23 protein-coding genes are annotated in these 23,675 nt (G+C 50.4%); 12 read left to right on the forward strand and 11 right to left on the reverse strand.

Annotated features, from left to right (window positions below; genetic code table 11):
- The first annotated feature begins 55 nt into the window (after positions 1-55).
- The 5 genes from ABEA14_RS02705 to ABEA14_RS02725 are packed head-to-tail and all read left to right on the forward strand — an operon-like array spanning position 56 to position 3,831.
- Complete coding sequence (locus tag ABEA14_RS02705; RefSeq protein ID WP_345338296.1) at positions 56-607, forward strand: MotA/TolQ/ExbB proton channel family protein; 552 nt, start codon at positions 56-58, stop codon at positions 605-607.
- Positions 604-1,020 carry an ExbD/TolR family protein gene (locus ABEA14_RS02710; RefSeq protein WP_345338297.1) on the forward strand — a complete coding sequence of 139 codons (417 nt, stop codon included), beginning with the start codon at positions 604-606 and terminating at the stop codon, positions 1,018-1,020. Before ABEA14_RS02705 ends, ABEA14_RS02710 begins: the two co-directional genes overlap by 4 nt.
- Positions 1,017-2,009 carry a heme/hemin ABC transporter substrate-binding protein gene (locus ABEA14_RS02715; RefSeq protein WP_345338298.1) on the forward strand — a complete coding sequence of 331 codons (993 nt, stop codon included), beginning with the start codon at positions 1,017-1,019 and terminating at the stop codon, positions 2,007-2,009. The genes ABEA14_RS02710 and ABEA14_RS02715 overlap by 4 nt, the downstream gene beginning before the upstream one ends.
- Positions 2,006-3,043, forward strand: a complete 1,038-nt coding sequence (locus ABEA14_RS02720) for a FecCD family ABC transporter permease (protein WP_345338299.1) — start codon at positions 2,006-2,008, stop codon at positions 3,041-3,043. The genes ABEA14_RS02715 and ABEA14_RS02720 overlap by 4 nt, the downstream gene beginning before the upstream one ends.
- 29 nt (positions 3,044-3,072) lie before the next feature.
- Positions 3,073-3,831: a heme ABC transporter ATP-binding protein gene (locus ABEA14_RS02725; RefSeq protein ID WP_345338300.1), complete on the forward strand. Its 759-nt coding sequence runs from the start codon at positions 3,073-3,075 to the stop codon at positions 3,829-3,831.
- A 91-nt stretch (positions 3,832-3,922) separates the two neighbouring features.
- On the opposite strand, the gene ABEA14_RS02730 is transcribed toward ABEA14_RS02725, so the two are convergent.
- Positions 3,923-4,549 (reverse strand): hypothetical protein, encoded by a 627-nt coding sequence (locus ABEA14_RS02730; protein WP_345338301.1) that lies wholly within the window; start codon positions 4,547-4,549, stop codon positions 3,923-3,925.
- A 520-nt stretch (positions 4,550-5,069) separates the two neighbouring features.
- On the opposite strand from ABEA14_RS02730, the gene ABEA14_RS02735 reads away from it, so the two are divergent.
- Complete coding sequence (locus ABEA14_RS02735) at positions 5,070-5,897, forward strand: MORN repeat-containing protein (RefSeq protein WP_345338303.1); 828 nt, start codon at positions 5,070-5,072, stop codon at positions 5,895-5,897.
- 351 nt (positions 5,898-6,248) lie between these two features.
- Positions 6,249-6,635 carry a hypothetical protein gene (locus ABEA14_RS02740; RefSeq protein ID WP_345338304.1) on the forward strand — a complete coding sequence of 129 codons (387 nt, stop codon included), beginning with the start codon at positions 6,249-6,251 and terminating at the stop codon, positions 6,633-6,635.
- A gap of 39 nt (positions 6,636-6,674) precedes the next feature.
- Here the strand turns inward: ABEA14_RS02740 and ABEA14_RS02745 are convergent, their stop codons facing one another.
- Positions 6,675-7,295 (reverse strand): class I SAM-dependent methyltransferase, encoded by a 621-nt coding sequence (locus ABEA14_RS02745; protein ID WP_345338305.1) that lies wholly within the window; start codon positions 7,293-7,295, stop codon positions 6,675-6,677.
- Positions 7,296-7,499: 204 nt separating this feature from the next.
- Between ABEA14_RS02745 and ABEA14_RS02750 the strand changes: the two genes are divergently transcribed.
- Positions 7,500-8,393 carry a LysR family transcriptional regulator gene (locus tag ABEA14_RS02750; RefSeq protein ID WP_345338306.1) on the forward strand — a complete coding sequence of 298 codons (894 nt, stop codon included), beginning with the start codon at positions 7,500-7,502 and terminating at the stop codon, positions 8,391-8,393.
- A gap of 109 nt (positions 8,394-8,502) precedes the next feature.
- Here the strand turns inward: ABEA14_RS02750 and ABEA14_RS02755 are convergent, their stop codons facing one another.
- Positions 8,503-11,574, reverse strand: coding sequence for an efflux RND transporter permease subunit (locus ABEA14_RS02755; RefSeq protein ID WP_345338308.1), 3,072 nt, complete (start codon positions 11,572-11,574; stop codon positions 8,503-8,505).
- Positions 11,575-12,690 (reverse strand): efflux RND transporter periplasmic adaptor subunit, encoded by a 1,116-nt coding sequence (locus ABEA14_RS02760; RefSeq protein ID WP_345338310.1) that lies wholly within the window; start codon positions 12,688-12,690, stop codon positions 11,575-11,577.
- Between the two features lie 189 nt (positions 12,691-12,879).
- Here ABEA14_RS02760 and ABEA14_RS02765 point away from each other — a divergent pair, with 189 nt between their 5' ends.
- Positions 12,880-13,476 carry a TetR/AcrR family transcriptional regulator gene (locus ABEA14_RS02765; protein ID WP_345338312.1) on the forward strand — a complete coding sequence of 199 codons (597 nt, stop codon included), beginning with the start codon at positions 12,880-12,882 and terminating at the stop codon, positions 13,474-13,476.
- Between the two features lie 102 nt (positions 13,477-13,578).
- Here the strand turns inward: ABEA14_RS02765 and ABEA14_RS02770 are convergent, their stop codons facing one another.
- The 6 genes from ABEA14_RS02770 to ABEA14_RS02795 form a co-directional block, all read right to left on the reverse strand.
- On the reverse strand, positions 13,579-14,046 hold the full coding sequence (locus ABEA14_RS02770; RefSeq protein ID WP_345338313.1) for a c-type cytochrome: 468 nt from the start codon (positions 14,044-14,046) through the stop codon (positions 13,579-13,581).
- Between the two features lie 62 nt (positions 14,047-14,108).
- The gene (locus tag ABEA14_RS02775; protein WP_345338314.1) at positions 14,109-14,816 is read right to left on the reverse strand and encodes a DUF2982 domain-containing protein; all 708 of its coding nucleotides are present in this window, start codon (positions 14,814-14,816) and stop codon (positions 14,109-14,111) included.
- A 66-nt stretch (positions 14,817-14,882) separates the two neighbouring features.
- Positions 14,883-16,943: a glycogen debranching protein GlgX gene (glgX, locus tag ABEA14_RS02780; protein WP_345338315.1), complete on the reverse strand. Its 2,061-nt coding sequence runs from the start codon at positions 16,941-16,943 to the stop codon at positions 14,883-14,885.
- 116 nt (positions 16,944-17,059) lie between these two features.
- Complete coding sequence (locus tag ABEA14_RS02785; protein ID WP_345338317.1) at positions 17,060-17,389, reverse strand: hypothetical protein; 330 nt, start codon at positions 17,387-17,389, stop codon at positions 17,060-17,062.
- Between the two features lie 144 nt (positions 17,390-17,533).
- Positions 17,534-18,151: a helix-turn-helix transcriptional regulator gene (locus ABEA14_RS02790; RefSeq protein ID WP_345338318.1), complete on the reverse strand. Its 618-nt coding sequence runs from the start codon at positions 18,149-18,151 to the stop codon at positions 17,534-17,536.
- Between the two features lie 123 nt (positions 18,152-18,274).
- Positions 18,275-20,029, reverse strand: a complete 1,755-nt coding sequence (locus ABEA14_RS02795; RefSeq protein ID WP_345338319.1) for an SGNH/GDSL hydrolase family protein — start codon at positions 20,027-20,029, stop codon at positions 18,275-18,277.
- A gap of 209 nt (positions 20,030-20,238) precedes the next feature.
- On the opposite strand from ABEA14_RS02795, the gene ABEA14_RS02800 reads away from it, so the two are divergent.
- Genes ABEA14_RS02800 through ABEA14_RS02810 form a run of 3 tightly spaced genes read left to right on the forward strand, consistent with a single transcriptional unit; the run spans position 20,239 to position 22,654 of the window.
- Entirely contained in the window at positions 20,239-22,077 is a 1,839-nt protein-coding gene (locus ABEA14_RS02800; RefSeq protein WP_345338321.1) for a carbamoyltransferase family protein, read from the forward strand.
- A complete protein-coding gene (locus ABEA14_RS02805; RefSeq protein ID WP_345338322.1) occupies positions 22,077-22,502 on the forward strand; it encodes an SxtJ family membrane protein in 426 nt (141 codons plus the stop codon). Before ABEA14_RS02800 ends, ABEA14_RS02805 begins: the two co-directional genes overlap by 1 nt.
- Positions 22,502-22,654: a DUF5989 family protein gene (locus ABEA14_RS02810; protein WP_345338323.1), complete on the forward strand. Its 153-nt coding sequence runs from the start codon at positions 22,502-22,504 to the stop codon at positions 22,652-22,654. Before ABEA14_RS02805 ends, ABEA14_RS02810 begins: the two co-directional genes overlap by 1 nt.
- 33 nt (positions 22,655-22,687) lie before the next feature.
- Here the strand turns inward: ABEA14_RS02810 and ABEA14_RS02815 are convergent, their stop codons facing one another.
- Positions 22,688-23,665 carry a hypothetical protein gene (locus tag ABEA14_RS02815; protein WP_345338324.1) on the reverse strand — a complete coding sequence of 326 codons (978 nt, stop codon included), beginning with the start codon at positions 23,663-23,665 and terminating at the stop codon, positions 22,688-22,690.
- Positions 23,666-23,675 lie beyond the last annotated feature (10 nt).

Raw genomic sequence — 23,675 nt, forward strand, 5'->3', positions numbered from 1 at the left:
TACAAGAGAATGCCACAAGAGAAATTCAGAAGAGACTTTAGAAGAGAAACATAGAATGAGCACCTTCTCCACGTTACAACAAGCCCTTGGCCCGGTGGCAATGCCACTTATGGGTTGTGCGCTGCTGGCAGCGATGATCCTGATAGAGCGCCTTTTGGTGTTGGGGTATCACACGGGTAAACGCACGCTGTCCCACGGTGGGTTGGCGTTACTTCAATCTCATAGCAAGCAGCCCAAAGCCCTCCGAGAGGAGATTCTGGCACTGTGGCTGGTGGGTAAAAAACAGAAGCTCGCCAGTGGAATTCGGCTACTGCAGATTGTTGCTTTAGTGGCGCCTTTACTGGGGCTGCTAGGGACCGTCATGGGCCTGATTCAGGTATTCGACACCATTGGTGTGCACCAGGGGCCGATTGAGCCTTCGATGCTGGCGGGTGGTTTGGGGATCGCCATGAAAACCACTGCGGCGGGTCTGATCATTGCGGTGCCCGCGGTTCTGGGCGTGCATGGGTATCAGCTATGGGTTGATAAGTTGGTGGCAATCGCTGAGCACCAGATCAACGTGAATAACCTCAAGATTGACGGTGTCGGCACCGAGGTGTGGGCATGATCCAGACCCAAGAGCGCGCATCGCTTTCTACCTCGATTGAGCTAACGCCGCTAATCGATATCGTTTTTATTGTTGTGGTGTTTTTATTGCTCACGGCCAACAGCCGGTTGTTGTCGCTGCCGGTGGATATCCCGAGTAGTGATTCGGTGATAAGTGAGAGTGTGGTACCCAGCAAACCCTTAACCATCACATTGAAAGAAACCGCGCCGTTCTTCGCGATAGACCAACAAACCTACGAGCATTGGGATGCGTTTAAGCTGGCGCTTGTTCAGCGGCTCAAAGACAAAGAGCAGCCTATCAATATTGCGGCAGACCGCGAAAGCCAGGTTGAGCCGTTATTGAAGTTGATGGCCCTGCTCAACCAACACCAAGTTCAAAACACTCACATTTTAATGGAAGAGAGTCGTCCATGAGTTTGCTTATCCACTCGCTATTAGCTTCATGCACTTATTTGCGCAGATCAGCCGCCGTATTCATCACCCTTCTCGCGGTCACCGCCAGTCTAGGTGCGCATGCCAATGATGATGCAAGTGCTGCCCACCGCTTGGTAAGCACAGACGCCAGCGCCACAGAGTTGTTGCTTGCATTGGGGATGCAAGAGCAGCTTGTCGCCATTGATGTCACCAGCAAACTACCTTCTGGCAGCAAAAAGTTGCCCAGTGTGGGTTATCACCGTGCGCTGTCGGCCGAGGGGTTACTGGGCTTAAAACCAACCATGGTGGTGGGTAGCGAGCATATGGGACCTGTTGCTGTGGTGGATGCACTTAACAAGGCTGAAGTCACACTGGTACAACTGCCCATTGCAGATAGTGCGGCGGACCTGAAGCGCAATATAGATCAGTTGGCGTCTGCTTTGGCCTTAGAGTCAAAAGGGCAGAATCTGATCGCCAAGCTAGACGCCAAGCTTGCAGAACTGGCAGCAAAGCCATTGAGCCAAGAGCGCATCGCTTTTCTATTAGCGATGGACCCAAGCAAGCTTCGACTCGCCGGAGCAGGGACGGCAGGCAATGCACTGATTGATATGTTGGACGCGACCAACGTGGCGGATTACAACAACTACCGCAATGTGTCTGCCGAGTCGTTATTGAGCATGCAGCCCACAATGATCCTGGTGGTTGGCCGTGACAGTGATGCTGCTGTTGCGGAATTGGTGAAAGCCAATCCTTTGCTGAAACATACTCCTGCTGGCCAGAATGATCGCATCATGGCGGTAGAGGGTGGCAGCTTGGTGGCAGGCCTGAGTGTGTCGGCGGTGGACGAAGCGTTAAGAATTAATCAGACGATGCACACCGGTCAGGCTATGCACATCAGTCAGGCTGTCCGAATCAGCCATGCAACTAACACTCACGACCAAGCGACTAGCGCTCACGATGGAGTGGCTGGCAGTGGAGCAGCGCGTTGAATCGTTGGCCAGTTACGTTTACTGCAGGCTCACTGTCTGGGTTAATCCTACTTGCGGCTGTGTTTTCCTTAGTTAGCGGCGCCATGTCGCTCCCTGCTATGGAAAGCCTGAAAACACTGTTTGATGCAAGCGTCGGGCAATTGTTTGGATCACAACATAGCCAGCTTGAAGCCTATGAAAAAGTCGTTGTTCTTGAACTGCGCTTGCCGCGATTGATGTTGGCGATTTTTGTCGGGGCGATTTTGGCGCAGTGTGGCGCGGTGATGCAGGGAGTGTTTCGAAACCCGTTGGCTGATCCCGGCATTATCGGTGTGTCATCTGGCGCTGCCGTCGGTGCTATTCTGGCGATTGTTCTGTTTCCTGATGCATGGGGCGCGTGGACCGTGCCGATTTCAGCTTTTGCAATGGGCTTGGCGACCACGGCTTTGGTTTATGGCCTGGCGCAATCCAGTCAGGGCACCTCTGTATTGATACTACTGTTAGCTGGTGTCGCGGTGGCGGCGTTTTCTGGCGCAGCCATTGGGTTTCTTAGTTACTTCGCCGACGACCAAAGTCTTCGCGAGCTGAGTGTGTGGCAGATGGGCAGCCTCGCGGGCGCAGGGCAGGCCAACCTTTGGTTAGCCTTTGTGACGATGCTGGCGTTGGCATTTGCATTTCAACGCCGCGCTTCTGCTCTGAATGCGTTATTGCTGGGGGAATCGGAAGCCCGCCATTTGGGGATCCCCGTTGAGCATATGAAGCTGGAGTTAATCATCCTGACAGCGGTTGGTGTAGGCGTCACGGTGGCGTGTGCCGGCATCATTGGTTTTATCGGTCTGGTGGTGCCGCATTTGGTGAGACTCACCACGGGCCCGAACCACAAATACCTGTTGCCTTTATCTGCGCTACTCGGCGCGCTGTTGCTCATGGTCGCCGACCTTATCGCTCGAACGCTGGTGCAGCCCGCGGAGCTTCCGGTCGGGCTTCTAACAGCATTACTCGGTGCGCCTTTCTTCCTGGTGTTACTGATCCAGCAGCGTAAGCAGTGGCGTTAAGCGCAGACATAGAGCGAGGAAAACAACGGATGCTGACATTAAAAACCGTGCAATGTGAGGTTGCTGGTAAGCGTTTGCTCAACCTGGACGCGCTTGAACTGAAAGCAGGTGAGTTTCTGGCCTTGCTTGGGCCAAATGGTGCAGGTAAGTCGACGTTGCTGAAGTCTATTAGCGGCGATATGCCTGCTACGGGAAAGATCAGCTTTTATGGCCGTGCGCTGGGAGAATGGCCTAGCCTGGCCCGCGCGCGCCATCTGGGCGTGTTACCCCAAGCCAGCCAATTGAGCTTTCCGTTTACCGCCAGAGAAGTGGTTGCGCTGGGACTGACGCCCCTTAGCCTGAGCCGAAAACAGGCGGATATCACTGTTCGTGACAAGATGGAGCTCACCGACTGCTGGAGTTTTGCCGATCGTGCCTATCCAACACTTTCCGGTGGTGAGCGGCAGCGGGTGCAATTGGCGCGGGTGTTATTGCAACTAAGTCAGGCAGAGCATTCACCCCTGTTGCTGCTGGATGAACCAACATCGGCGCAGGACCTTGGCCAGCAACACGCGATTCTGGCGCTGGCAAAGTCGCTGGCTCATGACCATGGCTTTGGTGTTATTGCCGTACTGCATGACCTGAATCAGGTACTGCAATATTGCGACCGTGCCTGTGTGCTGACAGATGGTCAGTTACATCAGCAGGGCAATCCTGAACAGATACTGACTCAGGATATGATCCACGACTATTGGCATTATCGCCCAGAGCGAGTACACCTTGCGGATGGCCGAATTGCGGTGATCTAAGGAGTGTGGCCGCCAAACTATTTGAGTTCGGCGGCTGGTAGAGAGCACTTGCTACTAGGAGGCGATAGACAAATTGGCCCTTGATTAGTTATTACACAAGCTTAAATAGATTGTTCTCTTGTTCCGCTGAACTTTTGAGCATGCGATTGAGAATTGAGCTGTGTTCATCAGCCGTCAGCACTTCCTCTGCAAGTAGGAAATCCAGGTGTTTCGCGTAAATTTCCTGTTTTTGCTGAGGGGTCAGAGAATCGGGGTAGTGAATCGATTCAATGCGTTTACTTAGTTCGGCGATAAAGCTCTCTACCGCATTTTTACCACCGCCACGTTTATTTAGAGAAAAGGCTTGGCCACCCGTTGCCTTGTTTAAAAACACATAAAGGCTTTGGTAGCTTCTGACGATGCCAATAACACAATAAACCCCTATTAAACCAATGAAAAATGTTAAGGCAGCGTGGGCGCCACTGTTTGTTCCACCTTGAGATTGCAACCAAAGGAAATAGCCCGAACCACTGAAAGAGAGAATCGCAAAAATCAAAGCCAGCCAGCTAAAGTTTGTGTATTCAACGGGTTTTGAGTTTAAGGCTGATAAGGGGTACGAAGCTCGATGGGAGCGACCAAGATTCTTGTGGGTAATAATGACTTCTTGGTTACTGTTGAGTTCAGCGATCCTTTTGCTGAACAGGCTGATTCGTTGCTCCAAAAGTAAGTCTGTGTACATATCCAATCCATGTTTATTCAAATGACTGCTGCATCCAAGCTCTAAATATAGCTTTGAGCACGTTTGATTTAACCCGAATATAATCAGATGGCGAATTTTTAAGCAAGCATTTACCTCACAATACCAAAAAAATACTTAGAATAGACAGGTGAATCATCCGTGAATTTTGTTCGATACGATTTTCTAGAAACTTACAATGCCACACCAGCTTCTTACTTGCATTTGAGTTTCAACAAAGGAGAGCTCTTTTAGCCGCTTGTGTTTTCCATATGCAGCATACAAGAAAATTGGTTTGAGAAAGTGTTAAGATTTGCCATACAATTCAACCAATAAGTTGCTTACCGTTAGGCTAAATTGTTGCTAGAAGAGAGCCTGTGAGGTTTTTGGTAATGGCCGATAAATCTCTAGTTTTGAATGAGAGAGTAGAAGCTGTAGAGTCAACTAGTATTGGTGAAATGATCGGTGTTCGCCTAACTAAAGACGGAAAAATTAGAAGTTACAATGAGGTTCGTAAAAGCCTATGAAATGGCGATTTAATTTATTCTTCAAAGCTGCCATAGTAGTTTTATTTGGCTGCTCTAGTAATTTAGCGCTGGGGAAGGAAAAATGCGTACTCACCGTCGCTGAGGTCGGGCTATCTCACCCTGATTTAAATGGGATCACCACTGCTGGGATTTATGAAGGAGAAACATGCAATGGAAGTCCAGCCGGGCAAGGAGTATTTTCAAACAATTCTGGTCTAATCTTCAGAGGTTTCTTTGAAGATGCTCTGTTGACTGGAAATGCCGAAGTTATTGATGAAAATACTGATACAAAGTATTTAGGTGATTTCATCAATGGAAAGCCACACGGTAGAGTTGAGATTGTTTATGGGGGGTATAAGAGTTATCAATATTATCGAGATGGTAAAAAGATTGGTAAACCATTCCGCTCACAGTCTATTGATGGATACGAAGGAGAGGTTAATGACATAGGTATGCCTCACGGAAATGGAAGAATAAAATATCTCTCGAGCAATATTTCTTATGTAGGTGAATGGTACGAGGGTTTTCCTCATGGAAAAGGCATTATGTCGTGGGAAAGTGGCAAGGCTATTTATGAGGGTGAGTTCAAAAAAGGTGTTCAAAACGGTGAAGGATACTTTTTAATAAAAGGTTTATATGAATATAGAGGAAGCTGGGCCGAGGGTAAAAAAGAAGGTTTAGGTACTATTGTATGGTTTGATGATAGTTATTCTTACACCGGTCCTTTTTATAAAGGATTTCCTCACGGTGAAGGTGTGTGTAAAAGCGAAAATGATAATAAAAATAAAAAATGTGAATTTAGAATGGGAAAGGAGCAGTATTAATAAAAAATAGGGAAGACAAAGGCTACTTTACTTTGACTGGTGTTGACTTGCTTTCTTCCTTTGTGAGTAATTAACAAGCAAGGGTACCCATCTTAGGCTGATTAAACAGGGTTATCTATCGAGCCGTGGGCTGAGGCTCAGGTGGCAGCGCGGGGGAAGCACATCGTTGAGAGGCTCTCTCTGCGAGTACAGAATTGCTGTTCGGGAGCGAACGCGTCTTAACTCCCTGACTTGCCCCCGGAATCATTCTCAAAACATAAAATAAGAGTTACTTTCGTAACTATGGCTAAGTGGTGGGCCCAGCCCTATCTCATTACGTATCAAGAGTACTTAATCGGCTTGGAATTTTAGATGAAAGAGCATGGTCGCTATCAAATCGAACTGCAGGATCGTGTTGTAATCGTTCGCTTCTTCGATGCCTGGAACGAGGAAACCTCCAGGCGTATGTGTGCTGAGTTTTTGCAAGTGGCATCTACAATCGCTGATAAACCATGGGCTTGTCTGGTGGATTTAGTGCATTGGGGCCTAGGCGGGCCGGAAGTGATGGCACCGATTATAGAAGTAAATAATTGGTGCACTGAAAACAATCAGGCAATGGAAGCTGTGGTGTGTACGGTAAAGCTTCAGGAAGTACTTCTGCGAGAGTTACAAAAAGCTCTTCCGAAAACTGAATCTCAGTTTTTTGAAACCGAATCTGAAGCCAGAGCCTGGTTAAGAGATGCAGGCTATCGCGTTTAGGCTGCCCCTCTATCAGTCGATCAATATACGTCTTTTATGTCACTCTTTTCTGGCCACAATAAATGCCGTTCGTCCGTCATTAGGACGCCAAAGGTGCTCAATAGTGAATCCGGCATCTATGACAGACTGCGTTAGCTGTTCGGGAGTGAAGTGTTTTAATGTTGGGGGAAACAAACCAAGTGCTCTTCCCAGTGGCCAGATTAGCTTTAACCAGCGCATTGATGTGCCCAGACACACGGTGCTGGAGACAAACAGCCCACCACTTTTCAGACGTTGAGCGATCTTTTTGATGACAGCGTCTTTGTCATCCATTAAGTGTAAAACGCTAAGAGTCAGCACCATATCAAACTGTTGCTGCGTTTCGAATTGGTCGATAGATGCTTGTTCGAAACTGACATTTTCAATGCCTTGCTGCTGGGCTTTTTGCTTTGCAATGGCGAGCATCTCAGAGGAGATATCGACAGCGCGAATATGTTTAACATAGGGGGCATGCAGCAACGCGGTGCTTCCGGTGCCACAACCCAACTCCAGCAACTGCATATGCGGTTCGAAGTACTGCCGGGTGATCTCCAGCTTTTTCTCGTAGGCAGCTTCATCACCGATTGGCTTCTTCGCGTAACGTGCAGCGATACCATTCCAAAACTTTGCTGTGGTATTCATCCTTTCTCCTTTTGCCAATGAGCGATTTTTTGCCAATGAGCAACTTTTTGCGACAGAGACCAGCATTAGTCACACGCCAGCCTTACTCATGCCGTTGTCCGCAATCCCCTGATGAGGTCAGAAAGCATGATATCAATGCAAAAATGCAGATAATATGGGGATAAAGGCATCTTAAGTATGCGTATTTGTATAAGTGGGTGACCGATGCAATTTGACTGGAATCGGGCCAGGGCATTCCTGGTAACCGCGGAAGAGGGGTCGCTTTCCGCGGCAGCAAAAGTACTGAATATGACGCAACCTACGTTAAGCAGACAGGTCGCTGCGCTTGAGCAGGAGCTTGGTATTTCTTTGTTTGAACGGGTCGGGCGAGGTTTGGAGCTAACCCCAAGTGGTGAGCAATTGCTCGAGCACGTTCAAGCCATGGGAGAGGCGGCGAGTGCATTGTCTTTGGGTGCAAGAGGCCGCACCCAAACGCTGGAAGGGGATATCTGCATTTCTGCGACGGAGACGATGGCGGCATTTGTGCTCCCCACTGTGATTCAAACGCTAAGAGAGAAAGCGCCCGCAGTTAACATCAAAATAGTAGCGTCGAATATGGCCAGCGACCTTAGACGGCGAGAAGCGGATATCGCCATACGAGGGTTTCGTCCCACAGAGCCCAACCTGATTGCAAAGAAGCTGGGTCAGATTCAGGTTAACTTTTATGCCACTGCTGAGTACCTGGAGAAGCTGGGTAATCCTCAGAAGCCCGAGTTGTTTCATGATGCCGACTTTATTGGCTTCGACCAAAATGCGCCTTACGTCGAGCGGTTAAATGAACTTGGATTTCGTCTGACTGATGCTAATTTCCCCGTCACCACTGAAAACCACCTGGTACATTGGCAGCTTGCTAAACAAGGGATTGGTATTGGGGCGATGGAGCAAACCATAGGTGACGCTGAACCCAGAGTTGTCAGGGTGCTGCCAGATTTGGTGCCTTTTGTTGGCGAGATCTGGTTGGTGGTACATGATGAGCTGAGAAGTAATCGTCGTGTCAGTATGGTGTATGAGTTGTTGGCCAATGAACTTAAAACCACGGGCTTTTTAAAGAATGACTAGGCGCTGTCGCTAGCAGCTGTGGACCCGGTTCTCGAACAAAAAAGCGCGAACCGAGATGAACAAGGTATCGCGCTCCTTCTGACTTTAAATATGTCTGGCTGTGGCTACTTTAGCCCGGCGTTTTCACCCGAAAGATCATCGAGTAGAACAGGGGGATCACCACCAACGTCAGCACAGTTGCAAACAGCAAGCCAAACATAATGGTCACCGCCATGCTCTTGAAGAAGGGATCAACCAGCAGTGGCGCAACACCCAAAATGGTTGTACACGCACCCAGCGCGACGGGTCTGGCGCGGCTAGTCGCCGCTTTGATGACCGCTGCGTACGGCATTACGCCTGCACGGATCTCCTGGTCAGCCTGGTCTACCAACACAATCGCGTTTTTCACCATCATGCCTACCAAGCTTAAAAAGCCCAGGGTCGCCATAAACTCAAATGGCGTTTGGAACAAAATCAGGCCAATGGCAACACCTATCACAGCCAAGGGAACGGTCAGCCAGATAACCAACGCCTGACGAATGCCGTTAAACATCAGCACCACAATCAGCACCATGGCGGCAAAACCGTAAGGAGCAGATATCGCAATCGCTTCGTCCGCTTCCTGCGCATCCTTGTATTCACCATGCCATGCAAGCGAGTAGCCTGGCGGTAGTGGCATCGCCTCAATGGTGGTGCGGATGCTGGCTAAGGCCTCTGCGGTCAGTAATCCAGGCGCAGGATCTGCCTGTGCTTTGATTGTCGGCACGCGGTCAAAACGTCTCAGCATATCGTCCTGCCAGACTACATCGACTGACTCGACTAACTGGCTTACCTGAACAAAGCGTCCGGTTTTGGCACTGTACACCTGCGTATTCTCAATTGCCTGCTGGCGATTGCGCTCATGATCGGGCGCACGGGCAATAATGGGGATCAGGTCTCGGCCTTCACGATACACACCGACGTTTCTGCCCGTCAGGGTTTGCGCAATGGCCTGATTTACATCCTGAGAAGTCAGACCAAAGCGTTGTAACTGATCCGCTGCGTAAACGGGCTGCAGCACTGGTACTTGCTGACGCCAATCATCCTGCACTGCGATCAGATGAGGGTCGGCATCCATTTTAGCTTTTGCCTGTTCGGCCAGTTGACGCAATACGTCACTGTCTGGCCCCCTGAAAGCCGCTTCAATTTTCTTACCACCACCAGGGCCCAACACAAATTTCCACACCATGATGGCAGCATCTTGGTATCGCTCGCTCAGTTCGTTTTGAAGCTCTGCCAGTAGCGGAGTGATGCGGTGGAAATCATCTACGTCTACCAGCAACTGGCCATAGCTCGGATTGGGTGATTCGGGTGAATAGGTCAACATAAAGCGCAGTCCGCCACCGCCAATAAAGCTGGTGATGTTGGTCACGCCGGCTTTATTCATCACATCCTTTTCAATATCCGCGACCACCTGTGCTGTGCGCTGGATGTCAGAGCCCTGAGGCAGATATACATCCACAACAAATTGTGGGCGTTGTGAATCAGGCATAAAGCCTGGAGGGACAAACCGAAGTGAGTAGATAGCGGTGAAAAGTACACCCAAAATTACGGTCAGGGTCAGTTTGCGGTGGTGCAACACCCACTCTAGCAACGCCTGGTAGCGCGCCATTAATGCGCTGGGTTTGTTCGCTTCACCACCACCTGAATTTGCCTGGGATTTTTTGTCGCCTGCCTTAAGAAAATCGTGACAAAGCATGGGCGTAATGGTGATAGCAAACACCCAGCTCAACATCATTGAATAAAGGATCACCCAGAACAGCGAGCCTGCGTATTCTCCCATGTTTGATGGTGACAGGCCGATGGCGCTGAAGGCCAGAATGCCCACCAGGGTTCCGCCGAGCAGCGGCCACTGGGTTGCACTAACAACATCTTTCACCGCTTGCTTGCGGTCGAGATTTGGATTTTCACGCAATTGCACCTGAATGCCGTCAGTAATAACAATGGCATTGTCTACCAGCATGCCCAGCGCGATGATCAATGCTCCCAGTGAAATACGCTGCATAGCGATACTGTCAAACAGCATGATGCAAAGTGTGCCTGCGACGGTGAGCAGCAGAACAAAGCCAATGATCACGCCGGAACGTGCGCCCATAAACAGCAGCAGTACACCAAAAACAATGGCCACTGCCATAATCAGGTTGGTGATAAAGTCTGAAACCGATTCACGTACAGAGTCGGATTGCAGCGAAACTTCATGCAGCTCAATACCCAGAGGGCGCTGCTCTTCCTGCTCGGCAATACGGGCTTTAACTGCGTCACCCATGGTAACCACATTACCGCCCGCGATGTTTGAAATGCCCAGACCCACAGCTCGCTCGCCGTTGTATCGCATCAGCTGGTTGAAAGGCTCCTGGTAACCGCGGGTCACTGTAGCAATATCCCCCAAACGTATTACCGTATTGTCTGACCCGAGTGTCAGGTGCAGGTTTGCCAGTTCGTCCGTTGACTGGAAGTTACTGGCGGGGATAACGGGCACACGCATGTTTTTGGTCGTAATGGCGCCAGCCACCGTGACACGATTTTGCTGTTCCAGTACCTCGAACACCTGTTCCATCGAGATGCCCGATTGCGCCAGCCGCTCTTGTGCGAATTCAACAAAAATGGCTTCCTGTTTTTCGGCCAGGGTGGTGGTTCTGGCTACGCCTTGCACCAACGCCAGTTCTCGGCGCAGCGAGTCAACGTAGTCCTGCAGTTGTTTGTCTGTAAATCCTTCACCGGTAATGGCATAAAACTGAGCGTAAACATCGCCAAAATCATCATTAACGACTGACGGGCCTGCACCAGGAGGCAGCTGGTTTTGCACGTCGCTGATCTTGCGACGCAGCTTGTCCCAGATCTGCTGAAGGTCGTCATCGGTTTTGGCAAAAGACAGGTCCATTTCAACCGTTACTTCAGACACACCCGGACGTGAAACAGACTCGACCTCTTTTAGCTCTTGCAATGATTGCACGGCGCCTTCGATAAGGTCGGTGACTTCATCTGCCACTTCTTGCGCTGTTGCGCCTTGGTATGGGGTAACAATCACAGCCTGCCGAATAACAAACTCTGGGTCCTCAAAGCGTCCTAACTTCTGATAGCTGAGGTAGCCACCCAGCAAAGTCAGCAGTACCAGCACCCAAACGCTGGTGCGCTTGGCAATGGAGTATTGGGTAATGTTCATTTACTGCTCCTGCTGGGTGTTGACTAAGGTCGGGCGAACGTCCATCTCACTGCTCAGGCTGGAAACGCCTGCGATGGCGATCCTTTCCCCTGGCACCAGATTTTGTATGACCGCAATACGATCGCCATGCAGTTCGCCGGTCTCTACAAAACGTTGTTCAATACGGTTATCGTCGCGAATGATCCAGACATACTGTTGACCCAGGTTGTTTGGAGACACGGCTGTAAGGGGGATATAGACGTGGGAATTGTGCGTATCTTCAGCATCACCAGCATTTGCCATCACACGCGCCGTCATGCCGGGTAGCACGGTATGGCCGTCCAAATCGTCGAAACTTAGTGTGACTGTGTATGTTTGGGTGGCCGGATCAGCTTGTGTTGAGTAGGACTTTACGCTCAGTGCAAACTGCTTGTTTGGTATCACCGACAGCTCAGCGAATACATTACCGCTTTCGCTATTGGCGTTCATAAGGTGATCAGGTACCTGGATCGCTATCTCTAACTCATTCAAATCATGCACCATCATCACGGGTTCGTTTGCTTGCAGTTGAATATGTTTGTCGACCATGCGCTGGCCGACAATACCGTCAAAAGGGGCAACCAAACGGGTGTACGCCAGTTGTTGTGTGGCTTCGTTTACTCGATTTTCAGCAAGCTGAAATCGGGTTGTGAGCTGGTCCATATCGCTGCGAGAAATTGCTTGGCTCTGCTCAAACAGGACTTTGGCGCGTTCATATTCGATACGTGAGTTGTTCAGTTCAATCTGTGCTGCTTTAAGTGCAATTTCAGCATCGCTGGATTCCAGTGATGCCAGTAGCTGGCCGGCTTTCACCAGATCACCTTCTTTTAGCAATAGCTCTGTCAGGTGGCCGCTAACACGAAAAGAGAGCTCTGCACGGTTTGCTGCCTGCACTACGCCGGTAAAATTCAGGTCACCCATACTGCCGGCTTGAACGACCTCAGTGAGGACAGGGCGAATGACAGGGGCTGCGGTTTGTTCTGGCTCTGAATTGCAGCCTGTCAGCATGGCGCTCGCCAATATGATGAAAGATAAAGCAAACAAGATCGAAATGGGTTGTTGCTTATCCGTGTGTTTGACTGCTGTTACCTTATTCACGTTGCTCTCTCTGTTTAGCTGTGCCGTTTTAGTGAGCCGCCTAAGTTTTTAATTGAAAGTAAACTGCGCGGTGTACATTGCGTGCATTAAACCACTGTTTGCGCTCAAAGTAAACTGTTGGGTATACATTGTCTTGGCGAGCTGCTAACCTCTGTATCAATGAGCTGATAGATAGAGGTCGAGATCGAAATGAAACTGACGGAGTTAAAGCGGCAATCGATAGTCGCTGCTGCAAAACAGGAGTTTATTGAGAAGGGTTTTGTTGCTGCGAATATGAATCGGATCTGCGAGATAGCAGAGGTATCTAAGCGCACCTTATATCGCCACTTTGAAAGCAAGGAGCTGCTGTTTGAAGCGGTTTTGACGTTGGAACAAAATGCGTTCCAAGCGCAGTCCAACTACCGTTACGAATCCGAAAAGTCCCTCCATGAACAACTGACAGCCATTACCGAAATTGAGGTGGCAAAGCTGTATCGACCTAACGGGATCGCGTTAGCGAGAACCGTGGTGATGGAGCTATTCAGGCAGCCAGAAACCGCTAAATTGCTATCGGAACGTCTGTATAAAACCCACGCGATTAGCCAGTGGTTTAGTGAAGCGATGGAAGCTGGAGTGATTAAATCCATGGACGTTAGCCTGATAGCCAGTAGTTATGAGGCGTTGTTCAACGGCATGTTTTTATGGGCTCAGGTGCTGCATGTGGCGGAGCCGGTCAGCGGCGATGAGTTGTCGACCAAAGTGCAGGCAGTGGTTGAGCCCATCGTGAAAACCTATGGACTGGCGTAGGCTGCGAATCTTTGCTGTGGGTTGATCTGAGCTGACTGGATCAAGAGCTATGATGCCAATAAAAAAGGGCCATTCAGGCCCTTTTTTTAACAAAACAGTGGATTACTTGTTTTTGTAATCGTCGTGGCAGGCTTTACAGGTTTTGCCTGTCGCAGCGATCGCTTTTTTCAGGTCGCCCATATCACCGTTGCCAGCAACTTTCGCCAGATCAGCACTGGCTGTTTGCAGGTCGCCCATTTTCTTTTCAAAGTCGGCCCAGTTATCCCAGATCTCTGGTTTGGCTTTGGTGTCACCTTTGTCGCTACCTTTCACGGCGAACGCTTCCAACGGCAGATGAGCCAGCGCCGCTACCGCGTCAGCACGTTTTTGTGCTGTTTCTGCGTTGTACTCTTTTTTGCCTTTGAGCATCGCAACCAGGTCACCGAAGTTAGCGGCGATAAGTGAAAACGATTTTTGGCGGTACTCGATGGCGGGGGCAGGATCAGCGTACGGGCTTTCTTTCGCTACAGCGGTAACTGACGTCGCCAGGATAGCAGCGGTGGTCGCTGCCATCAGTGTCTGTTTGAACATGGTGAATCTCCCTGAATAACTTTATTTTTATTAGCCCGAATGTTCGGGTTATCGCTGCCTATTTAAGCATCCTGTTGTTGCACTTGCGAGTGGTAACGCCTTAAAAGTGTGACAAATTCTTCCAGCGGACGGTCTAACGCGGTTGCTGGCAGGTAGAGATCAAACCCCAGCATCTGCCTTAAGTGCGCCATGCGATGGCCAAGCATGGCCAGCAAGCCGTTGTAATGCTCGCCCTGTTCATCTGTAAACTCATCAGCTTCAAATAGCAGGTCGGTAGGGCAGGTGCCGTCAGGGCAATCACTCTTGATCGCCTGCATCAGTACCGGGCGCTGTTCCAACAGAATGCTTCGAGCCAGCCGGAGTGAAATATTGCTGAGGATCAGATGGTGACTGCTTAACTTCAGGCCGACATAGTTCAGTGCTTCATAGTTTTCGCTGATGCCCAGCTTAGGCACGTCAATACGCTGGATATCCTCCCATTTGAGCGTCCATTGGCCATGTTTGTGAAAAAACTGCAGGTAGTTGGGGCAGAGACGCAGGCTGACTTTTGGCTCATTACATTTGAGTATACCCAATAGCAGGGTAAACAGAGCGCCACCTAGCATGACATAAAAGGGAAGCTTGGGCAGTCCATCAACCAGGCTGAGCGCGAGTATAACCAGCAGTGCGGCGCTGCCACCAAGCAGTGTCAGTGTGGGCCCGAACCGATTTACAACCGGTTGGATCTCTATGGTATCGAGAGAGTCGAGGCTCTCTAAGCTCTGTTCCATTGTTACAAATCTCACCTGCAAAAAGGGCCCATGACGGGCCCTTTAACGTTAGATCAATAATCAGCCTTAATCTTCATATGCTGCCAGCAGCACAATGGATCGCCCTGGCACGTTATAAACCAGGCAGCTGAGCGCTTCGGCACATTCAGGATCTTCGACGATATCGTTTGGCGAAGGTTGACTGGTATCGACGATCTTATGCCAGCGACCATACTCTGGTGGTGGCAGCTCAAACATCAGGTCTTGGTGCCAGGCGTTGATCGCCAGGTAAAGCAGTTCACCCGTGTTTGGGTCTCTGATTGTCAGTGCCAGAGAGCGGGAGTTTTCCGACCAGTCTGGCGAGTTAGGGTAAACCCCATGCCATTGGATCTTGGTTTTATCCAGTACGTCAGCCAAGGTGTAGTGACGTTGTTGATCCAGAGCTGGGTCCTGTTGGCGCCAGCGCAGCATCTTCTGAGTAAAACGTAACAGGTCGGAATTTTTGTCGACCAATGACCAGTCAAACCAGCTGATCTCATTGTCCTGGCAGTAAGCGTTGTTATTACCGTGCTGGGTTCGGCCTACTTCGTCACCCATGGTGAGCATGGGCGTGCCCAAAGAGGTTAGCAGCACGGTCATGAAGTTTTTCACCTGGCGTTGACGCAAGGCGATGATGTCCGGGTTGTCGGTAGGACCTTCTTCACCACAGTTCCAGCTGCGGTTGTGGTTATCACCGTCGCGGTTACCTTCGTTGTTCGCTTCATTGTGTTTATCGTTGTAACTCACCAGATCGTTCAAAGTGAAACCATCGTGAGCGGTGACGAAGTTAATGGAGCGATGCGGACTACGGTGCTGGTCGTAGTAAAGGTCCGGGCTGCCGATCAGGCGGTCAGCAAAGCGGCTGACATAGCCCTTTTCGCCGCGCAGGAAGCTGCGCACGTGGTCGCGGTATTTACCGTTCCACTCCTGCCAACGACCACCGATAAAGTTACCCACCTGGTACAGGCCCGCAGCATCCCAGGCTTCAGCAATAATCTTGGTACCTGCCAATACAGGGTCTGTGTCGATCGACCAGAGTACCGGTGGATCCTTCAGCACTTCGCCTTTAGGGCCACGAGACATCACTGATGCCAGGTCAAAGCGGAAACCATCAATGTGCATGGTTTGTACCCAGAACTTCAGGCAGTCCCTGATCATGCGGCGCATGATGGAGTTGTGGGCATTGATCGTATTGCCACAACCTGAGTAGTTGGTGAACTCTTTGTTTTCGCCGCTCAGGATGTAATAGGTGTTGTTCTGCAAACCCTTGTAGCTGAGAGTGGGTCCTCGGGCATCCCCCTCGGCAGTATGGTTGAACACCACGTCGAGATAGACCTCGATACCTGCTTTGTGAAGCTCTTTGACCATGTCTCGGAACTCACGGAAAGCACCGGTTGGTGTTTTGTCTGAGCTGTACTCAGAGTGAGGCGCAAAGAAGTTAATCGGTGCATAACCCCAGTAGTTTGAAACGCCTTCAGGGCAATCCTGTGGATCAAACTGCTGCACTGGCAGTAATTCAACGGCAGTGACACCAAGGCTCTTCAGGTATGGGATTTTTTCGATAACACCAGCATAGGTTCCGCGCTTCTCAGGGCTTACACCTGAGTTCGGGTTCGCGGTAAAGCCCTTTACATGCATCTCATAGATGACGGTTTCAGCCAGCGGGCGATTTACCGGGCCAGTGTCTTCCCAGTCGTAGCCACGATGCTCAACAACAACGCCCTTCATACAGTGGGCGACGTTGTCTCCCGGCGCAGCAGCTTTGGCTCGGCTGTAGTTGTCACCCATGGCAACGGCCTGAGCATAGGGATCCAAAAGTACTTTTTGTGGGTCAAACAGTAGTCCACGCGCTGGGTCATAAGGACCATAGACGCGATAGCCATATAGCTGGCCTTCGCCCAGACCTTTAACAAAAATGTGCCAGTAGTCCCCGGTGCGATTAACGTCCGGCTTGAGAGTAATGACTTTGGGGCGTGTATCACTGGTTGACTTGAATAAAAGAAGTTCTACCGCAGTCGCGTTGCGGCTATACAGGCTGAAGTTGACGCCACCATCAATGATGGTAGGGCCGAGAGGAAAGCTTCTGCCGTGATCATGAATCGGACTCATATGACGGGTAGTTCCTGACCTGAACAAAATTACGCGTCAGTGTATGCAAAATAGCTTATAAGCACCATAAAAAGCGGTGACATTTGACGGATTGTCGATTCCCGTCAGCCGTTTAGCTAAGCCTTGTTGGCCCAACTACACAATTGTTGGTCAATCAAACTCAGACTTAGCCACTCTCTAAGCATCGGAGCAATGGAAAGCAGAAGCTGACTTGCTTTGGGGCTGAGCTTGTCTTGGTATGGCCCTTTGGATTTAAACCACGTCGCTTGCCAATAACCTGGTTTTTTGGCGCTTCGCGTGACCAAAATCAGGTGTCCCTGCCGGTCTCGGAAGCCAGCAGCCCCCAGACTATCCATCGCCTTTTCGACCTGAGGTATCCAGTCAGCACGATGACAAAAGTGGATGGCTGTCGGTTTGTTACTGCTTTGTCTCGAGGCGTATTTCATGTCGCCCCCCTGCACCTTTCGGTGTCAACTAACTGACTACTTGGTTATCGGCATGCAAAAAGCTTTCCTCACTGCTTTTTACGAATAAAAAGAAAGAAAAGGATCTTATTACTTTGGGGATATTTGTTACTTTGGGGATATTTGTTACTTTGGGGATATTTGATAGGCGCAGCGGCGAGCGCCTTCCAACAGGTACTCAGTACGTTTTACTGTGGCGTCAGGTCCAATGCAGGTTTGAAACAGGTTGAGTTCTGCGCGACAAAAGCCCTGACATTCAGTCGCGGCGGCGCAGATGGGGCAATGGTCTTCAATCAGCAGCCAGCCGTCTTCGTTTTCAATCACAGATGCCATATAACCTTCGCTGGCACGGTTCTGAGCTAAGACTCGAACACGTTCAGGTAAGGACAAACCTGCCATCGCTTGTTGATAGGTTTGGGTAAGTACATTTTCGCGCTTGTCGATCAGTTGCTGCAGACCTTCGTCACCAAACACGCTCTTTACTGAATCAATTAGCTGCAGAGTGAGGTCAGAGTGGCGATCTGGGAAGCGTTGATGGCCTTTCTCGGTTAAAAACCAGAAACGGTTGGGTCGGCCCTTTTTACTGGCGATATCTTCACTATCAACAAGGCCGTTGCTCTCCAGTTGCTGTAAGTGTTTGCGGGCACCCATCGAGGTCATCTGCAACTGCTCGCCACAGGCTTGTGCAGTCAGCTTGCCCTGAGTTTTCAGAAGGTAGAGGACTTTGTCAGCGGCTGCGTTCATTTAATACTTTAACTTCCTGTGGCAATCGTTCGGCCCGGGGCCAAACAAAAAGGCTGCTTCACGTTAATGATGCAGCCTTCTGAATAAATAAACAACTTAGTTTATCTGTGGAGATAGCCTTGACTATGGCTTCTGTGCAGCTCTTACAGCACGCTCTAAGCCTTGAATTGAAGGGTCGTTACCCAGCTGCTGTTTCAGCATGGTTAACTGCTGTTCAGCAGGGGCGATCTTTTTCAACGCGACTAAGGCATAAACCAGTCCCTTGCGCGCTTCGGTATTCTTTGGCTCTAACTCTAACGCTTTGTTCAGGTACTTGACGGCTCTTGGATACTCCTTCACGCCTAAAAACAGCATACCCGTGGCAAATTGGGGCCCATGTTGTGTAGGAAATGCCTGCGCCAGCATCCGCGCCACAATCAACGCCTGACCGTGGTTCTGCTGCTGACGATAGTGGCCCAACAGGCTCTGCATATTGGCGATCCAATTCTGTTTGCCAGATTGGCGAGCAAGCGCCAATTGAGTCACGGTATCTGTTGGCGTAGGGAAGGGCACCTTATATGGTGTATCTGTGAATGGAAAATCCGCTTTCAGGGTATCGATTTTGTATTTGGCGAGAATTTCATCCACTTCAGTTATAGATACTTCACGCCATGCGATCGCGCTGGGTTGGGCACGAGACCAGTCCGCCATCAAGCCGATGGTGCGCAGGGTGTTGAAGTATGATTCGGTAAGTAGGAAATACCCCCGCTTGTTTGGGTGCAGATGCTCCAGCATCAGGCGGTCACCAATGACACCGTCTTTGGAGTATTGACGCATGTAATTCTGCACATCGGCAACTGGTGTATTAAATTCAGTGGCTAGGTTTCGAATGATGTCATTAAACGCTTCAGGTGCACGGAATCTTAGCTGGTCTCTGTCTTTTGCTTTCAGGTAGGCTTCGCGAGCTTTGTCCTGTTCGCCTTTCAAAATCAAAGCATTACCCAGCGTAAACCAAGCATTGGCGGTATCGAACTGCTCTGCCATTTCGGTCAGACCTTGGATCGCGAGTTTGTCCTCACCCGCTTCAAGTGCAGTTCGGTATGCCTCCCACTTGGTTTGCCATTCGTCACCTTGCGGTTGCGCGCTGACAAAAGGCTTTTGGTCCTTTTCATTGCTGGCCAGGGTCCCCATCACAACGGGGATTCCAGCCTGCTGATACTTACTGAGTATCAGGCGCATATTGCCTTCGAACTGGGTTTTGCCCTGCTCATACAACTCGGAGCCAAAGGGGATCTCTCTGTTGGCTGCGGCTTTTGCCATTAAAGTACCACGCTCGGCCCCCCCCTTGGCGGCAGGAGGTGCAGGGGAGAACCAACTGACTACGCGCTGCATCAGCTGATACAGGCGCAGCTCTTTTAGTTTAAGAAAAAGTAACTTGGCACCATGGCTTTGCGCTGATGTAAGCGCAGATCCTGCGCCCATCACACCAATAAACTCGTTGTGTCCTGCGTATATCAGCACTGCGTCGGGTTGGACTTCAATGATTTCGTCAACCAGATCTAGCAAGGTGTAGCTGTTCACGGCACTCATCGCCGTGGTAATCACTTCAATGTTCTTATCTGGAAAAGTCGCTTCGAGGCGGTCATTGAGCATGCCTGCCAGGCCACCCCAACGCCCGTAAGGGAAACCTGCGGCGCTAGAGCCACCCTGAACAACAATTCGCAATGTGTCGTCTGGCTTCTGCTTTTGGAAATAGATGGTATCAATACTGACATTAGGAGCCTGCTTCGGGTCATTGAAGTAGCGCTTAATGACTTGGTCACTGGGCTGGTAGTAGCCCGGCATACCTTTGGCATCGACAAACAGCGGGTAGGTGTGGCCAAAACCGCTGAGGCGCAATACCAACTCCAACAGCACAAAGAAAACGACTGGAGTGGCAAGGGTAATAAGAAGGAACCATTTTGAGCGAGAATTTGTGGTTTTTTTGCTCATCTCTGACATAGATATAGGTAAGTGTTTTAGGCGCCTCACACTAGCTAAAACTGCCCATTGCTTCAATCTGTGGGCGGCTCTAGACTGCCCGCAATCTCAGAATTGTGAAGCAGCACATGACCCGTATTCTTGGTATTTCTGCGCTCTATCATGACAGTGCTGCCGCACTGGTGGAAGATGGACGCATTATCGCTGCCGCTCAGGAAGAACGGTTTACGCGAAGAAAACATGATCCCAGCTTTCCTGCTCAGGCGATCAACTACTGTCTTGAAACCGCTGGCTGCCAGCTGACGGATCTCGACCATATTGTTTTTTATGACAAGCCGTTGCTGAAGTTTGAGCGCTTGCTTGAAACCTATATGGCATCGGCGCCCCGTGGATTTGCGTCCTTTGTCAGGGCAATGCCTATCTGGCTGAAAGAGAAGCTGTATCTTAAAAGCTTGTTGCGTCGAGAATTGAGTCAGCTTGCAGGCGTCAGTAAACAAGAGTTGCCGAAACTTTTGTTTGCCGAGCACCATCAGTCTCATGCCGCATCCGCATTTTTCCCCAGCCCATTCGACAAAGCCGCGGTGCTCTGTCTCGACGGTGTCGGAGAGTGGGCGACCAGCAGTGCATGGCTGGGAGAAGGCAACTCTCTGCAACCCTTGTGGGAGATTAGCTTTCCCCACTCGCTGGGTTTGCTTTATTCCGCCTTTACCTATTACTGCGGTTTTAAGGTGAATTCGGGCGAATACAAATTGATGGGGTTGGCCCCTTATGGTGAGCCTAAATATGTCGACCTGATTAAAGAGCACCTCATCGATATCAAGCCAGACGGGAGCTTCCGTCTTGATCTGAGTTATTTTAACTACGTGACCGGCAGTACCATGACGTCGGAGAAGTTCCACCAATTGTTTGGTGGTGCGCCTCGGACTGAAGCGGATGAGTTGACCCAGCGTGAAATGGATCTGGCTCGCTCTATTCAGGTGGTGACCGAAGAGGTGGTACTGAAGTTGGCAACCAGCCTGAAAAAGGAAACGGGTGCTGACTACCTATGTTTGGCCGGTGGTGTTGCGTTGAACTGCGTGGCTAATGGCAAGCTGCTGGAAGAGAAAGTCTTTAAACAGATTTGGATCCAACCCGCTGCGGGTGATGCTGGCGGTGCCCTGGGATGTGCACTGTCTGCCTTGTATCAGCATTGCGGTGTTGATCGTAATACAGGAACTTTGGACAGCCAGCAGGGCAGTTATCTGGGACCTGATTACAACGATGAGCAGATCGGTGAAGTGCTGAAAACCCGAGGTTTGCCCGGCGAATTGATGGAAGAAGATGCCTTGTTCAGCAAGGTGGCTGATGAGCTTGCCAGTGAGCATGTGGTTGGCTGGTTCCAGGGGCGGATGGAATTTGGTCCCCGCGCGTTGGGTAACCGCTCTATTCTTGGTGACCCCCGCAGCCGGGAAATGCAGTCGGTTATGAATCTGAAAATCAAATATCGTGAGTCATTCCGACCTTTCGCACCTTCGGTATTGGCAGAGCACGTAAGTGATTACTTCACCATGTCTGATGACAGCCCATACATGCTGTTGGTTGCCAATGTTGCAGACGCTCATCGACTGCCGGAAGGCGAGGATATGCCAGCATTTGGTATTGAGCGACTTAAATATCCTCGCTCTTTGCTGCCAGCCATTACCCATGTCGATTATTCAGCACGAGTACAGACGGTGCACAAAGAAACCAACCCAAGATATCACCGATTGATCAGCGAGTTTTCTCAGCGCAGTGATGTTCCTATGGTGATTAACACCTCGTTTAATGTGCGCGGCGAACCGCCCGTATGTAGTCCGGATGATGCCATTGACTGCTTCCTAGGCACAGAGATGGACACGCTGGTTTTGGGTAACTGGCGACTGGAGAAATCCGCGATGCCCGAAGAAGCGATCGCGAAAGCGAAACAACGGGAGTTTGAACTCGACTAATGACTGACTCAACCCTAAAGCCCCCGATGATCGCCGCCAGTGATAAAGGCGAATTACGTAAATTTGGACTTGGTTTTGCTGCGTTGCTGGCCCTGTTTTTTTGGGCGCTGTTGCCCTGGTGGATTGGCTATGAACGTAGCCTATGGCCTATTTATGCCGGTGGTGTGATTGCAGCGTTGGCCTTCGTGCTGCCGATAACAATCTATCCATTGTTCAGAGTTTGGATCGTGATCGCCCTTATTCTGGGGTGGATTAATACCCGGCTGATTTTGGGCGTGGTATTCTTCCTGCTCATTATGCCGCTGGGCGGCTGGCTCTATTGGCGCGGTAAGCTGCACTTTAAGCAGGGCTTTGACCCGAAGCGTGAATCGTACAAAGAGCGTCGCAAGGCGCTGGATGAAAAACAGATGGAGAACCCTTTCTAATGGTGGAGTTTCTTGGTGATTTATGGCGCTTTATGCGCGTTAGAAAGAAGATGTGGCTGCTGCCCATCGTGGTGATCCTGGCCCTGCTTGGCTCACTGGTAGTAGTGACGCAACAGAGTGCACTGGCAACCTTTATCTATACCTTGTTCTGATAATCAGTGAACAGTTGATGTCAAAGAGGCACCCTAGGGTGCCTCTTTGGGTTCCTGTCCAAACTCTTCAATTTTTCCGCCCAGCTCTTCAACCTCTTCATAAGTATCGATATCTTTCGCCAGTTCCAACGCATCAACCACAGGGAAGAATACTGTCGGCCCCCTGTGGGTAACACGGTGGCGGGCCTTTACTACGATTTTACGGATACGCCTTTCCAACTTGCGCTGCGAAACCGTCCCTGAGGCTAATTCACGCGCGCCAGCAATAGCATTGCTAATAACGGTGGCGGTCAGGTGCGGTAGTTTAAATTTCGTCAGTTGCTTGAAATCTTCCTTGATTAAGAACCAGAGCGCGCCTCGGATCATGGCGCTTTTACGGTACTCAATGCCGCGATTTCGGGTCTGATAGGCCAGCCGGGTCAGAGTGAAAATCAACCTTAACCTCAGGCTGTTGGGGCGAATAATCAGTAGATGACCTGGCAGTACTTGTGTTGGTTGCTCTTCACCGGCTGGGATCACCTGGTACCGGGGCTTCCAATCAGATGAGCCTAACTGCTCTGGTGTTGGTGGAACGCGTACCAGAGGAAAGAAAATATCACTTCGGCCAGTTTCACGATAAAGCTTCACCAGCTCTACCAGGTTTTCCGGAGTAGGCAGCACATCACATGCAAAAAAGGCGATGGCGCGGTCTGGGTGAAAAAGCGCCATCGTCTGCAGGGCATTGTCGACGTTTTCATCTAACTGGCCATCGGTATCAATGATATGGGCTAGGTCTGAGACTGGCTGGTAGATATCACTTGGGCCTGCAATATAGATAGGCCCAAACGCTTTGCTTGCTCTCAACCGCTGGATGATAAGCGAGATAATGGGCTGGCCGTCAATGCGGATCGCCATGCCCTTGTAGGCAGACAGGGCACGTTTGTCCTCGACTTCGTCGGGAAGCTTGGCTGGTCGCTGGTCTTTTCCTCCGAGGATGACCACGGGTATAGGTTGGTATTTTTCTATACTCATATTCGGCAAT

It is taken from the genome of Corallincola platygyrae (genome assembly GCF_039544265.1).
Classification (GTDB): domain Bacteria; phylum Pseudomonadota; class Gammaproteobacteria; order Enterobacterales; family Neiellaceae; genus Corallincola; species Corallincola platygyrae.